At 63.9% G+C, this 13,321-nt stretch carries 14 protein-coding genes; 5 read left to right on the top strand and 9 right to left on the bottom strand.

The genetic code is table 11. The features are described 5' to 3' along the window. Window positions 1-24: 24 nt before the first annotated feature. Both DY201_RS15720 and DY201_RS15715 read right to left on the bottom strand, forming a co-directional pair. Entirely contained in the window at window positions 25-1,200 is a 1,176-nt protein-coding gene (locus DY201_RS15720; protein WP_115732005.1) for an acyl-CoA dehydrogenase family protein, read from the bottom strand. Next, complete coding sequence (locus tag DY201_RS15715; protein ID WP_115732004.1) at window positions 1,197-2,333, bottom strand: acyl-CoA dehydrogenase family protein; 1,137 nt, start codon at window positions 2,331-2,333, stop codon at window positions 1,197-1,199. The genes DY201_RS15720 and DY201_RS15715 overlap by 4 nt, the downstream gene beginning before the upstream one ends. A gap of 189 nt (window positions 2,334-2,522) precedes the next feature. Here DY201_RS15715 and DY201_RS15710 point away from each other — a divergent pair, with 189 nt between their 5' ends. Beyond that, window positions 2,523-3,290 (top strand): SDR family NAD(P)-dependent oxidoreductase, encoded by a 768-nt coding sequence (locus DY201_RS15710; RefSeq protein WP_115733823.1) that lies wholly within the window; start codon window positions 2,523-2,525, stop codon window positions 3,288-3,290. Between the two features lie 43 nt (window positions 3,291-3,333). Here the strand turns inward: DY201_RS15710 and DY201_RS15705 are convergent, their stop codons facing one another. Continuing rightward, the gene (locus tag DY201_RS15705) at window positions 3,334-4,194 is read right to left on the bottom strand and encodes an SDR family NAD(P)-dependent oxidoreductase (protein WP_245432013.1); all 861 of its coding nucleotides are present in this window, start codon (window positions 4,192-4,194) and stop codon (window positions 3,334-3,336) included. Between the two features lie 36 nt (window positions 4,195-4,230). Continuing rightward, window positions 4,231-4,644: a nuclear transport factor 2 family protein gene (locus tag DY201_RS15700; RefSeq protein ID WP_115732003.1), complete on the bottom strand. Its 414-nt coding sequence runs from the start codon at window positions 4,642-4,644 to the stop codon at window positions 4,231-4,233. 123 nt (window positions 4,645-4,767) lie between these two features. Here DY201_RS15700 and DY201_RS15695 point away from each other — a divergent pair, with 123 nt between their 5' ends. The 4 genes from DY201_RS15695 to DY201_RS15680 all read left to right on the top strand — a co-directional run bounded on the left by DY201_RS15695 (window position 4,768) and on the right by DY201_RS15680 (window position 8,043). Continuing rightward, window positions 4,768-5,256 carry a nuclear transport factor 2 family protein gene (locus DY201_RS15695; RefSeq protein ID WP_115732002.1) on the top strand — a complete coding sequence of 163 codons (489 nt, stop codon included), beginning with the start codon at window positions 4,768-4,770 and terminating at the stop codon, window positions 5,254-5,256. Window positions 5,257-5,368: 112 nt separating this feature from the next. Beyond that, window positions 5,369-6,247 (top strand): SDR family NAD(P)-dependent oxidoreductase, encoded by an 879-nt coding sequence (locus DY201_RS15690; protein WP_115732001.1) that lies wholly within the window; start codon window positions 5,369-5,371, stop codon window positions 6,245-6,247. A 5-nt stretch (window positions 6,248-6,252) separates the two neighbouring features. Continuing rightward, window positions 6,253-7,146, top strand: a complete 894-nt coding sequence (locus tag DY201_RS15685) for an SDR family NAD(P)-dependent oxidoreductase (protein WP_115732000.1) — start codon at window positions 6,253-6,255, stop codon at window positions 7,144-7,146. A 159-nt stretch (window positions 7,147-7,305) separates the two neighbouring features. Next, window positions 7,306-8,043, top strand: coding sequence for a TetR/AcrR family transcriptional regulator (locus DY201_RS15680; RefSeq protein ID WP_245432012.1), 738 nt, complete (start codon window positions 7,306-7,308; stop codon window positions 8,041-8,043). A gap of 51 nt (window positions 8,044-8,094) precedes the next feature. On the opposite strand, the gene DY201_RS15675 is transcribed toward DY201_RS15680, so the two are convergent. From DY201_RS15675 to DY201_RS15655, 5 genes are all read right to left on the bottom strand, one after another. Beyond that, complete coding sequence (locus DY201_RS15675; RefSeq protein ID WP_115731998.1) at window positions 8,095-8,700, bottom strand: VOC family protein; 606 nt, start codon at window positions 8,698-8,700, stop codon at window positions 8,095-8,097. A gap of 73 nt (window positions 8,701-8,773) precedes the next feature. After that, window positions 8,774-9,979 (bottom strand): acetyl-CoA C-acyltransferase, encoded by a 1,206-nt coding sequence (locus tag DY201_RS15670; protein ID WP_115731997.1) that lies wholly within the window; start codon window positions 9,977-9,979, stop codon window positions 8,774-8,776. Window positions 9,980-10,211: 232 nt separating this feature from the next. After that, window positions 10,212-10,982: an SDR family NAD(P)-dependent oxidoreductase gene (locus DY201_RS15665; RefSeq protein WP_245432011.1), complete on the bottom strand. Its 771-nt coding sequence runs from the start codon at window positions 10,980-10,982 to the stop codon at window positions 10,212-10,214. Window positions 10,983-10,994: 12 nt separating this feature from the next. Continuing rightward, the gene (locus DY201_RS15660) at window positions 10,995-12,065 is read right to left on the bottom strand and encodes a phosphotransferase (protein WP_115731995.1); all 1,071 of its coding nucleotides are present in this window, start codon (window positions 12,063-12,065) and stop codon (window positions 10,995-10,997) included. Window positions 12,066-12,081: 16 nt separating this feature from the next. Beyond that, a complete protein-coding gene (locus DY201_RS15655; RefSeq protein ID WP_115731994.1) occupies window positions 12,082-13,284 on the bottom strand; it encodes an acyl-CoA dehydrogenase family protein in 1,203 nt (400 codons plus the stop codon). Window positions 13,285-13,321: the final 37 nt, after the last annotated feature.

Genomic DNA, 13,321 nt, shown 5'->3' with positions numbered 1-13,321 from the left:
CCCTGGCCCAGGCGCGTCCTTGCCTTACAGCTTGCCGCGCGGCTCCCTGGGCATGCCAAGTCCTTGCTCGGCAATGATGTTGAGTTGGATTTCGTTGGTGCCGCCGTAGATTGTGTCGGCGCGCGCAAACAGGAACATCTGCTGCAGGCGTTCGCAGCGCGGATCGTCTGACACGACATTGGCGTCCATCTTCAGCACGTCCATGGCCAGGCGGCCAAGGTCGCGGTGCCAGTTCGACCACTGGTACTTGTAGGTCAGCGCCTCGCGGCGCGTTTCCGGCGACTGGTCATCGCTCAGCACGCGCATGGCGAGATAGCGCATGGCGCGCAGGCCGGTCCAGGCATAGGCGACACGCTGGCGGATGGCGGGCGAGCGGCTGGAACCGTTCTCCCTGGCGATTTCGACGATCAGGTCGAGCTCCTGCTGGAAGCTCATCTGCTGGCCGAGTGTCGAGATGCCGCGCTCGAAGCCGAGCAGGGCCATCGCTATCTTCCAACCGTCGCCAGGCTGTCCGACAACGTCATCAGCCTTGGCGCGCGCGCCATCGAAGAACACCGAATTGAACTCGGCGCCGCCACCGATCTGCTTGATCGGATGAATTTCGACGCCCGGCTGGGAAAGCGGCATCAGCAGGAAGATCAAGCCATTGCGGCCGATCGAGCCCTCCTCGCACCGCGCCACGACGAAAATCCAGTCGGACAGGTGCGCGAGCGAGGTCCAGACCTTCTGCCCCGACACGATCCAGTCGCCTGTTACAGGGTCGAGCTTGGCACGGGTCTTGATGTTGCCGAAGTCGGAGCCGGCGCTCGGCTCGGAATAGCCCTGGCACCAGAATTCGGTGCCGCTGAGGATGCCGGGCAGGAAGCGTTTCTTCTGTTCTTCCGTGCCGAAGGCGATCAGCGTCGGCCCCATCAGGCCTTCGCCGATATGGCCCATCCGGCCGGGTCCGCCGGCGCGGCTGTACTCTTCCTGGAACGCAACCTGTTCGGCGACGGACAGTCCCCGGCCGCCGTATTCGGCAGGCCAGCCCGGGCAGGTCCAGCGGCCGGCGGCGAGTTCGCGCTCCCATTCCTTGCGCAGTTCAGGCAGCGCATCGCCCTCGCCCGAGCCGCCGCGATACTTCAGCTCGGTGAACTTACCGGTAAGATGGCTTGCCATCCACTCGCGCACCTCAGTGCGGAAGGCGTTCAGGTCACTCATTTCGCGCCTCCGTCGCCGAAGACTGATGCGGCGATGCTGTCGAGGTGAGCTTCCCGCGCTCCGAGCAGTGCAGCACTCGCCTGGGCGCGCTTGAAATAGAGATGCGGGTCGTATTCCCAGGTGAAGCCGACGCCGCCATGCAGTTGAATCGCCTCCTCGGCGGCACGAAACTGCAGGTCGGAGGCAAGCACACGTGCTCCCGCAATCTCCAGTGCGCTCTCAGCTGCGTCGGAGGAGCCCAGCCCCATGGCTGCTCCAAAGACCAGCGAGCGTGTCTCGGCAATGTCGACCACCAGCTCGGCGCAACGATGCTTGATCGCCTGGAACGAGGCGATGGTGCGACCGAACTGGACGCGTTCGGCGACATAGGCGAGCGTCGCGTCCAGCGCGCCCTGTGCCGCACCCAGCTGTTCCCCAGCAAGGCCGAGATTGGCGAAGGCCAGGGCCTGCCGGAATTGATCGGCGCTGACGCCGGCATCGTCGATACGGCTGTCGGCGGGAACCTCCAGCGCAAGTTCGAGCGCGGCAGTCGGACGCGTCCCGTCGAGCACCTTGAGCGGCGTGACGGCCTGGCCAGCGTTGCGCGACAGCGCAAACAGCGCCGTAGTGCCGTCTTCCAGTGCAGCCGGTACCAGCACGACATCGGCCACCTCAAGGTCGATGACCTGCGCAACCTTGCCGTCCAGCCTGTAGCCACCGTCGGTCCTGACAGCTTTGACCGCAACCGTCGCCGCCGGATCGGCCACTGAAAGATCGGCATAGGCGACGGTCACGGCCATTTCGCCCGCGGCTATGGCGCCAAGATATTTCGCCTTGGCCGCCACGCTTCCGGCCGACTGCAGGAGCGGTGCCGCCAGGCACACCGTCGACCAGAACGGCACGCAGGCAAGTCGCGCACCTGTGAGTTCCATCAGGATCACCACTTCGATGGCGCCGAGCCCCAACCCGCCCAACTCTTCCGAAATCGCCATCGCGCACCAGCCGAGCTCCCGCGAAATGCTGGCCCACAGCTCGGCGTCATGGCTCGCGCCGGCGTCGACGACCCGCCTGATCGCTTCGGAGGAAGACTTTTCACGCAAGAAGCGCTGGGCCTCCTCGCGGATCATCTGCTGGTCTGATGTGAATTCGAGCATGCGGACCTGTCGGACACGGATTGAGTGGCGCTGTTGCACCTGGGCGCTGACGAAAGCGCTTCATGCCGGATGCCACCGGCCAGCGCCAGCAACATCGTCCAAATGTGGGATGCTGGCGCTTGGCCCGCCCTAGTCTACTCGGCTGAGACGGCCGGCGCGAAGCGGTCGCGCATTGCACTGGAGGCGACTATGGGGCTCAAGCGTTTCGACAACAAGGTGGTGCTGGTCACCGGCGCGGCATCCGGCATCGGTCGCGCCACCGCACTCCGCCTGGGCTCCGAGGGGGCAACACTGATCCTCGCCGACCGCAATTTCGAAGGCGCAAGGCAGGTCTGTGCCACGGCTGTCGAGCAATACGGCGTCCAAGCCGACGCGCTTGCCTATGACGCCGCCGACAAGACCTCGGCGCGCCGGATGGTCGATGAAGCGCTGGCGATGCATGGCCGCCTCGACAGCCTGATCAACAATGCCGGCATCTACCGACGCGATCATTTCGCCAACCAGACCGGCGACGACTGGTCGCTGGTGTTCGGCATAAACCTCGAAAGTGTCTTCCATATCGTGCATCAGGCGCTGCCGGCGCTCATCGCCTCGCGTGGTAATGTCGTATCGACGGCCTCGACCGCCGGCCTGCAGGGCATCGCCTATGCCGCAGCCTATGCCGCCTCCAAGGCCGGCATCATCGCCATGACCAAATCGCTGGCGACGGAATATGCGCCCAAGGGCGTCCGCTTCAACGCCATCTGCCCCGGCCGCATCCGCACCGAAATCGGCACCGGCCTGCAACCGATCGAAGACCAGGACCCCGACATCATGGTCAAGCCGCCCAAGCTCGCCGGCAAGGAAAGCGGCGAGCCCGAGGATGTTGCCAGCGCCTTCGCCTATCTGACCTCCGACGAAGCCTGTTTCGTCACCGGCGCCGTGCTCGTGGTCGACGGCGCCCAGACAGTCGGCTGAACGTCGTGAAGAACGTGCCGGCCGCAATGCCGGCGCGCTGAGATCAACCCTTGTGGGCGTGTCCGGTGATGACGGGACGGTTCGTCCACGTGCCATCCGCTGTCTGTCGCCATCCGCCCGCGGCGAGCGCGCCACCGTCGAGATTGATGGTCGTGCCGGTAATCCAGCTCGACAGTGGCGAGGCCAGGAAGAGGGCGGCACCCGCCGCATCATCAGGCTGGCCGTAACGTCCAAGCGGCATCCAGCGCTTGACCATGTGCTGGTGCTCCTCGGGGATCCAATTCAGGATCTGGATCTGCTCGGTCTCCGTCGTCTCCGGTGCGATCGCGTTGACCCTGATGTTTTCAGGCGCGAGTTCGAGCGCCAGGCTCTTGGTGAAACCGGTGATGGCGGTCTTGAAGGCGCTGTAGACGGCGAAATTGGGAATGCCGCGGAAGGCTTCGATGGTTGAGATGTTGATAATGCTGGCGTTCTCACCCTGGCGCAGCAAAGGCAGCGCCGCATGCGTCACCAGGAAGATGTGTTCGAGGTTGACGCCGTAAAGCGCATTCCATTCGACCCGCGTCGTCTCGGCGAACGGCTTGTGGACGCCGAGGAAGTCGCCGACATTATTGACCAGCACGTCGAGCCGACCAAAACCGTCTCTGACCAGCGCGACCACTTGGTCGACGGCATCCGCATTGGTCACGTCGGCGCAGACGACGATGTTGCAGACACCTGCCGCATCAAGTTCGGCACGCACCTTGTCGGCACGGCCCTTGTCCTTCTCCGCCACCACGATAACGGCCCCGCAGCGCCCCAAGGCCAGCGCGATGGCACGTCCGATGCCGGCACCGCCGCCGCTGATCAGGGTGACCTTGCCGAGCAGGGAGTTGGCCATGCCGGCGAGCGAGGTGTCAGTCATGTCTGTCTCTTCATTTCAATTGAGTCGCGGTCTTTTTCAGCTGGCACGGAAGGTCATGTCGGTGCGCCTGTGGGCGAAGCGCCAGCCATCGGGGGTGCGGACGAAGCGGTCGAAATAGCGCCCGACGACGCGTGGCAACGTCGCTTTTGGATCGTCGCGACTCGTTCCATGATAGGTGAAAGTCGCTACCCCACGCGCATTGTCGGCATCGATCACGTCGATGACGATGTTGTGCGCCATGTGGATGGTGGTGTCGGTCTGCGCCTTGGCGTCGAGATAGGCGCGCATTTTTGCATGGCCCCTGAGTGGCCCCTTCCAGGTTTCCCACAAGCCGTCAGGCGCCCAAAGCGCGACCAGTTCCTCGTGCCTGTAGTCGTCGACAAGCACGCAATAGCGCTGCACCAGCTTGGCGCATTCGTGCTCGGCAGCGATCCGATCTGCAAGGTCCATCCTATCCTCCCCTGATGTCCGGCCACCGTCGCGTCAGATGAAAGCGTCTTCATCCTCCAAACGAACGATGGCGGATGCACTGCATGCGGCAGCTATGGCTTGCTATGACTGAGGAGGAAGGAAATGTCTGAAATCGAGGCGAGATTTGCCGCGCTCGAGGCGCGTATTGCAGGACTGGAGGACCAGCTTGCCATCTACCAGTTGATTGCCACCTACGGCCCATCGGTCGACAGCCGTACCGGCAGCGTCACCACGTCGCTCTGGGCCGAGGACGGCGTCTATGATTTCGGCAGAGACCCGCTCGTTGGCGCCGAAAAGGTCGGGTCGCTGGTCAACATCGAGCCGCACATCCATTACGTCGCCGACGGCTGCGCCCATGTGCTGAGCATGCCGTATGTCACGGTTGACGGAGACACCGCCGTGGCGACGGGCTACTCGCGTGTCTACCTCAACCAGGGCGATCACTGGCGCGTCGAACGCGCCAGCGCCAACCGTTGGGAACTGGTGCGCACGCCTGAGGGCTGGCGCGTCCGCAACCGCATCAACCGCCTGCTCAACGGTCAGCCTGAGGCACGCGAACTGTTGTCGAACGGGGTGAAAGGCAAGGCCTGACGAGGTTGCAGCCGGTCTCAGGCCCAAGAAAGCGCCCCGCGCTGGCATCGTCCGAACGTGGGATGCCAGCCTGTGCCGGTCCATCCATGGTGACCGGCCGGGAGGACACGAAATGAATATACTTCAGGGCAAGTCGGTGGTCATCACCGGCGCCGGATCAGGGCTGGGCTCGGCCTATGCGCGCCATGCAGCCGGCCTTGGCGCCGCGGTCGTCGTCAACGACATCGACGCCGAGGCCGCGCAATCGACGGCCGAATCGATCGTGGCATCTGGCGGCAAGGCTGTCGCGCATGCTGGTGACATCTCGTCCTGGAGCTATGCACAGCAGCTCATCGACGCCTGCATCGACGCTTTCGGTGCCATCACCGGCATCGTCAACAATGCCGGCATCCTCAGGATCGGCAAGATTCTCGATCTCACCGAGGCGGACATGCGCCGCATGGTCGAGATCAATCTCGTCGGCACCGCCGCCTGCGCCAGCCATGCGGCGCGACGCATGCTCGCCGCCGGCAGGGGTGGCTCGATCATCAATGTTGCCTCGGGCTCGCAAGCCGGTGACGTCGCTCTTGGTGGCTATGGCGCGACCAAGGGCGGCGTGGCTTCCCTTACCTATAGCTGGGCCATGGAGCTGCGCGGCACGGGCCTGCGCGTCAACGCGCTGTCGCCGCTGGCCGAAACCGCGATGGCTGCCCAGAACAAGGCGCTGATGGCCGAACAGGCGGCAAGCCGCGAGGTGCATTATGCTGCCCTGCCCGACACCGACGTCAATGCGCCTGTCGTCAGCTTCCTGCTCTCCGACGCTGCCGAAAAGATCAACGGCCAGGTCGTCCGCATTGCCGGCAAGCAACTGTCCTTCGTCACCCATCCGCTGATCGCCGACCCGGTGCTGGAAGGCGACTGGAGCTACGAGGCGGTTGCCGCTGCTTTCGCCGGTACTCTGGCCGCCAACCAGCAGCCGCTCGGCCTCGGCTATCAGAGGAAGCCACATTGAGCAGCATGAAAAACAGGCCGGTCGCCGTCGTCACTGGCGCCAGCCGGGGGCTTGGCCGCGGCATCGCCATAGCACTCGGTGAAGCGGGCTTCACCGTCTATTGCACCGGCCGCAGCGACCGGCAGGCCGTCGGCCCATGGGGCGGAACCGTACGCGACACCGCAGAACTGGTCGACCAGGCCGGGGGCAAGGGCATCGTTGCCATTTGCGATCACCTCGACGATTTCAAGACGGAAGCGCTGTTCAAACGCGTCGACGCCGAGCAAGGTCGTCTCGACCTGCTCGTCAACAACGCCTTCGCCATGCCCGACTGGGCCGTACCTGACGGCAATTTCTGGGAGCGTCCCCTGTCGCTCTGGCGCGACATGATCGATGTCGGCCTGCGCTCGAGTTATGCGGCGAGCCATTTTGCGGCTCCCATCATGGTCCGCCAGCGTTGCGGCCTGATCGCCAACACCTCCGGCCCCGGCGGCAAGATCTACCGCCACGCCTTGCCTTATGGCGTCGGCAAGGCCGGCCAGGACAAGCTGGCCCATGACATGGCGCATGAGTTGCGCCCCTTCGACGTCGCCGCGATTTCACTGTGGCCGGGCCTGATCGGCACTGAGCGCACGCTTGCCGGCATCGCCGCGGGTGGCGTCGTCGGCGACAATGCCGGCAACCTGCCGCATATCGAGACACCGTTCTTCATCGGTCGCGTGCTGGCGGCGATCCATGCTGCCGGTGATGCCATGACGCTCAGCGGCGGCACCTTCTATTCGACCGAACTCGCGAGCCGTTACGGCGTCACCGATGCCGATGGACGTCTGCCCGAATCGCGGCGGCCGCTGTTCGGCGCCCCGCTCTATCAGCCGATCTCCTGCGAGGTCGGCGAAGCAGTCCATGACAGCGGCGTGTGAACACAAAAAACCTGCATCGCGGCGGGCTTACAGAAACGCGAACCGTATTATATTCGATCCCGCCAGTAGCCTGGGCTTTGGGCGATTCGACCCCCGGTTGTCGAGCGCAGCGTCGACTATCCAAAGCGTGGAGTTGCTGACTTGAGCAGGATGGCGCGTATGGCACAGATGGATGGCGGCGCAGGCGCCGAGTATCTCGATCGCGACGGCTCGGCCCGCGCATCGACCAATCCGCGCAAGGAGTTGGTGCGCGAGCAACTGATCGACATTGCCGCCGAGCTGTTCGACAGCAAGGGTTATGTCCAGACCAGCATCAACGACATTGCCCAGGCGCTCGGCCTCGGCCGCTCGGCTGTCTACCACTACTTCCGCAACAAGGAAGAAATGCTTGCGGCACTCGTCGAGTCGGAAGCGCTGACCCCGTCGCACCGTCTGCAGGAGCTGATGGCCGAACCTGGCCTGTCGGCGTCCGAGCGGCTGCGCCGCGCCATCGTCGACGGCATCGTCCGCCGCCTGTCTTCCGGCTCGCGCTTCATCCTGCTGTCGCGGCTCGAAACCCAGATCCCCGAGGCGCTCGGTCCGCTCTACAACCAGGGCCGCCGTCACATCTATGATTTCTACGTGCGCTGCATCTCCGACGGCATCAAGTCAGGCGAGTTCCGCACCGTCGATCCGAAGGTTACCGCCTTTGCGGTGATCGGCATGGCCAACTGGACCTCACGCTGGTATTCGCCTGCGGGCGCCAAGACACCTCAGGAGATCGGCGAGATCATCGCCGACATGGCACTTGCCGGCCTGCGTGCTCATCACGACCAGCCGCGTGATGCCGAAGCCGTGCGCCAGACCATTTCGGGCCTGCGTCAGCAGATCGACGAGCTGGAAAAGCTGGTCAAATAGAAACGGCCGCCTGTCACCGGACAGTCGCGTCTTACAGCAGTTTCCTCGAAATCAGTCGAACTTGACGCCGGCGTGCTGAATGAAGGCGCTATAGGTGTCGAAACGAATGATCGGATCGGCACCGGTGTAGGCGCGGATGTGGTCGAGCACCGCCTTCCGCGAACGGCGCCACATCGGCGGCACGATCTCCAGCATCGGTCCGTAGAGATCAGGCGAGCGATAATAGAGGATCGACTGGTCCTGGCCGGCGACTCGGATCTCGTAGTCGCGCTCATAGCCGGCAGCCTCGACGCGAGAGGTCGCCTCGGCATGGTCGTGCACCCAGAAGCCCAGATGCTGCAGGCCTTCGCGACCGGCCGCCAGGAAATCCGTGTAGGGAGACGAGGCGTCGTTGGTCTGCTCGATCAGCTCGATCTGCACGTCGCCCATGTAGCCGAAGGCGAGCCGCAGCTCGACCTCGACAGGCTGGCCGCGATGCCAGGTTGTGCTGACCGGCTGGCTGACGCCGCGTTCCATGAAGATGAAGGGACCGACGCCGAAGACGTCGATCCAGTGTTGCATTGCCTTCTCGATATCGCGGACGACGAAACCAAGCTGTGTGGCTGGCCCCAGAATGGGCTTCAAGCCTTGTGCAAATCCGAGATGGTCTGCGGTCATCGTCCCCTCCCCAAGCAGCGCTGCGCGTCCATCAGGGCGCGCCAGAATGCTTCTATGCCTCGAAACTGTGCGATCAGTTGAAGATTTCGAAGAGGCCGGCAGCGCCCATGCCGCCGCCAACGCACATCGTGACGACGCCGTATTTCACGCCGCGGCGACGGCCTTCGATCAGCACATGGCCGGCCGTGCGCGCGCCGGTCATTCCGAACGGGTGGCCGACGGCAATGGCGCCACCGTTGACGTTGAGTTTTTCCGGATCGATGCCAAGCGTGTCGCGGCAGTAGACGGCCTGGCTGGCGAAGGCTTCGTTGAGTTCCCACAGACCGATGTCGTCGACCTTGAGGCCGTGCTTCTGAAGAAGTTTCGGTACGGCGAAGATCGGCCCGATGCCCATCTCTTCAGGCGCGCAACCGGCAACCGTCATGCCGCGATAGGCGCCAAGTGGCTTGAGGCCGAGCTGCTCGGCGCGCTTGGCTTCCATGACCACCAATGCGGCCGCGCCGTCCGACAGCTGCGACGAGTTGCCGGCGGTCACGTACTCGCCAGTCTTTATTACCTCGCCATCGGCGAAGACCGGCTTCAACTTGGCCAGACCTTCCAGATTGGTGTCGGCACGGAAACCTTCGTCCTGCTCCAGCGTCACATCCTGGAAGCTGGTCTCATTAGTGTCCTTGTTGACCACCATCTTGCGCGACGCCATCGGCACGATCTCGTCATCGAAGCGGCCGGCCTGGTGGGCAGCAGCGGTGCGCAACTGGCTGGCGAGCGAGAACTCGTCCTGGGCCTCGCGGCTGATGCCGTATTTCCTGGCGACGATCTCGGCGGTCTCGATCATCGTAAGGTACATGTGCGGCCACTGCGAGGTCACCGCCTGAGAACGCGAGCGGTAGCTGTTCTTGTGCTTGTTCTGGGTCAGGCTGATCGATTCGACGCCACCGGCAACGATCGTCTCCATACCGTCGACGATGATCTGCTTGGCCGCGATCGACACAGCCATCAGACCCGACGAGCACATGCGATCGATCGACATGCCCGGCACGCTGTCGGGCAGGCCTGCGGCAGCGGCGGTCAGGCGGCCGATATTGTAGCCTTGTGTGCCCTGCTGGGCCGAGCAACCCATGATGACGTCCTCGACGGCATCGGGGGCGATGCCGGCGCGAATGACCGCCTCGCGCACCGCATGGCCCGACAGCGCCGGCGCCTCGGTGTCGTTGAAGGCGCCACGAAAGGCTTTGCCGATTGGGGTGCGGGCAACGGAAACGATGACGGCTTCACGCAAAGGACTGCTCCAGAACAGTTGTTTTCGGCAGGGAACCAGACGGCCAACGCGCAGGACATTTTCTGCTGCGAAGTGCCTGGAACCGAAGTTTTCCAACTACTTGCTAGGAGCGACGGGGCGGCCGAACATCGTCTGAAAAGACTAACGGCGGGTCCGCGATACGCTTCGTTTGCCAAAGCCCGATGCGCAAGAGGCAACGGCGCAGGCAATGTAGCCCGCGCAGCAGAAGCGGTCAGACGTGATAACCGCCATCGACATTGATGACCTCGCCAGAGATGAAGCCGGCACGGCTGGAGGCCAGGAACGACACGGCCTCGGCAATGTCGATCGCCTTGCCGTTGCGGCGCAGCGGCGTGTTCATGGCCGCCGCCTGCATGTACTTGTCGTCGATGTAGCCGAGTTTGCTGAGCTCGGTGTGCTGGCCGGTCTCGATGATGCCGAGCGCCACGCCATTGGATCGGATGCCGTAGCGCCCCTCTTCCTTGGCGATGCCCTTCATCAGCGCATGCACCGCCGACTTCGGCACGACGGAAAGGCCGTCGGCCGCGGCAAAGCGGTACTGCGCCGAGCTCTGGCAGGCGACGACAGAGCCGCGCGCCTTGCGCAGATGCGGAATGGCGTAATGGACGACGTTGAAGAAGCCGAAGGCGTCCTGCATCAGGTGCTTGCGCATCTGTTCCGGTTCAATCTTGCTGAGGTGGATGAGCGGCACCAGCGGCCCGGCCGCATAGACGACGGTATGGATGCCGCCATTGGCTTCCGCCACGCCGTCGATGAAGGCGCGGGTTGCCTCGACGTCCTCGATGTTGAGCTTGTGGGTGGACGCCTTGCGCCCCTCGGCGCGGACCGATTCCGCAGCAGCTTCCGCCTTGGCCTGGTTGCTGTGATAAGTCAGCGCCACGTCACAGCCGTCGCGCGCCAGAACGCGGCAGATCTCGGCGCCGACGCCACCGCTGCCACCGATGACGATGGCTGCTCCCTCGGCCGGATACAGTCCGCTCATGTCCATCCTCCCTTATGATTTCATTGCCAGTTCGGCGTAGTGCCAGCCGAATTCGGCGACCGGTCGCGCCAGCGCCCCGGCTTCGCGGGCATGCGCGCTCACCGCATTGCCATCGACCACACGTTTCATGATGCCTTGGCGAATGCCTGCGACGCGGAACAGGCTATAGGCTAGATAGGCGTACCAATGGCGGTCCGGAACGCCTTCCTGCCCAGTCGCCTTGAGGTAGGTGTCGCGGTAGCTGCGCTCGTCGGGAATGCCAAGTTCCGTAATGTCGAGGTCGGCCAGGCCGCGATAGGGCTGGTTTGGCAGGCGCCATGTCAGCATGTGATAGGCAAAGTCGGCCATCGGTTCGCCCAGCGTCGACAGCTCCCAGTCGACGACAGCCAGCACGCATGGTTCGGTCGGATGGAAGATCATGTTGTCGATGCGGAAATCGCCATGGATCAGCGATGTCCGTGTTTCAGGCGGAATGTTGCCGGGCAGCCATTCGATAAGCCGGTCCATCGCCTCGATGGTTTCGGTCTCCGACGCCCGATACTGCTTGGACCACCGCGCCACCTGGCGCGCCACATAGTCTCCCGGCTTGCCGAAATCCTCGAGCCCGACAGCGTTGTAGTCCGTGGTGTGGAGAGCGGCTGCGACGCGGTTCATCTCGAGATAGATGGCCTTGCGTTCTGCAGGCGATTGCTCGGGCAAGGCAGGCGCCCAGAACGAACGACCCTCGACGAAATCCATGACGTAGAACATGGCGCCGACGATGCTCTCGTCGCCACAGATCAGCCGTGCCCCGGCGACCGGCACGTCGCTGTCGCGCAGCGCGCTGATGACACGGAACTCACGGTCGACGGCATGTGCCGACGGCAACAGCTTGCCGTCGGGCTTCTTTCGAAGCACTAGCTTGCGCTTGCCGTCGAAGGACAACAACATCGTTGGGTTGGACTGGCCGCCGCGGAAGCGCTCGACAGTCAGCGCACCCCCGCAGCCGTCGATGTTGGCCTTGAGGTAGGCATGCAGCCGCGCGACGTCGATCTTGCTGTCTGCGGCGAGCGGCTCGGTACCGACGAAGCGGCTGGCATCCATGGCGCGCCCTCCCCGGTCAGTCCAAGTATTTGGCGAGTTCGAAGCGCCCGATCTGGTTGCGGTGCACCTCGTCTGGACCGTCGGCGAAGCGCAGCTTGCGGGCATGCGCATAGTAGTTGGCGAGCACGAAGTCCTGCGAAACGCCGGCAGCCCCATGCGCCTGGATCGCCCAGTCGATGACCTTGCAGGCCATGTTCGGCGCCGCCACCTTGATCATGCCGATCTCGGCGCGCGCTGCCTTGTTGCCGACGGTGTCCATCATATAGGCAGCCTTCAGCGTCAGAAGCCTGGCCTGGTCGATCATGATGCGGGATTCGGCGATGCGCTCGAGCGTAACCGACTGTTCGCCGATCGGCCGACCGAAGGCGACGCGGCTCTTGACCCGCCGGCACATCAGTTCCAGGCAGCGCTCGGCCAGGCCGATCAGCCGCATGCAGTGGTGGATGCGGCCAGGCCCGAGGCGGCCTTGCGCGATCTCGAAGCCGCGGCCTTCGCCCAGAAGCATGTTGGTTGCCGGTACCCGAACGTTTTCGAACAGCATGTCCATGTGGCCGTGCGGCGCGTCGTCATAACCGAACACGGTCATCGGCCTCAGCACCTTGATGCCTGGCGTGTCCATCGGCACCAGGATCATCGACTGCTGCTGGTGCTTAGCAGCACCTGGATCGGTCTTACCCATGAAGATCAGCAATTCGCAGTGGCGGTCGCCGACGCCTGATATCCACCACTTGCGACCATTGATGACGTAGTCGTCGCCGTCGCGGACGATCGAACTCTGGATGTTGGTCGCGTCGCTCGATGCGACATCGGGCTCGGTCATGGCGAAAGCAGAGCGGATCGAACCGTCGAGCATAGCAGGCAGCCAGCGCGCCTTCTGCGCCTCGGTGCCGTAGCGCTCGATGGTCTCGATATTGCCGGTGTCGGGCGCCGAACAGTTGAATATCTGCGACGAGAAGTGCACCCGTCCCATGACCTCGCAGAGCGGGGCATATTCTGTGTTGGTCAGGCCTGCGCCGTGGGAGGAGTCCGGCAGAAACAGGTTCCACAGCCCGACTGCCTTGGCCTTGGCCTTCAATTCTTCGAGGACAGGCGGATGGCCCCAGCGGTCGGCTTCGACCTCTTCGTGATAGCGGCGTTCATTGGGATAGACATGCTCGTCCATGAAGGCATTGAGCCGCCCGAGCAGGCTTTTTGTCTTGTCGCTGTATTCGAAGTCCATCTTGCGTCCGCCACTGCCATTCCAGGAAGGAGCCGCC

It is taken from the genome of Aminobacter aminovorans (assembly GCF_900445235.1).
Lineage (GTDB): Bacteria > Pseudomonadota > Alphaproteobacteria > Rhizobiales > Rhizobiaceae > Aminobacter > Aminobacter aminovorans.
The sequence above is the reverse complement of the archived record's forward strand: the minus strand, read 5'-3'. Positions and strand labels throughout refer to the sequence as shown.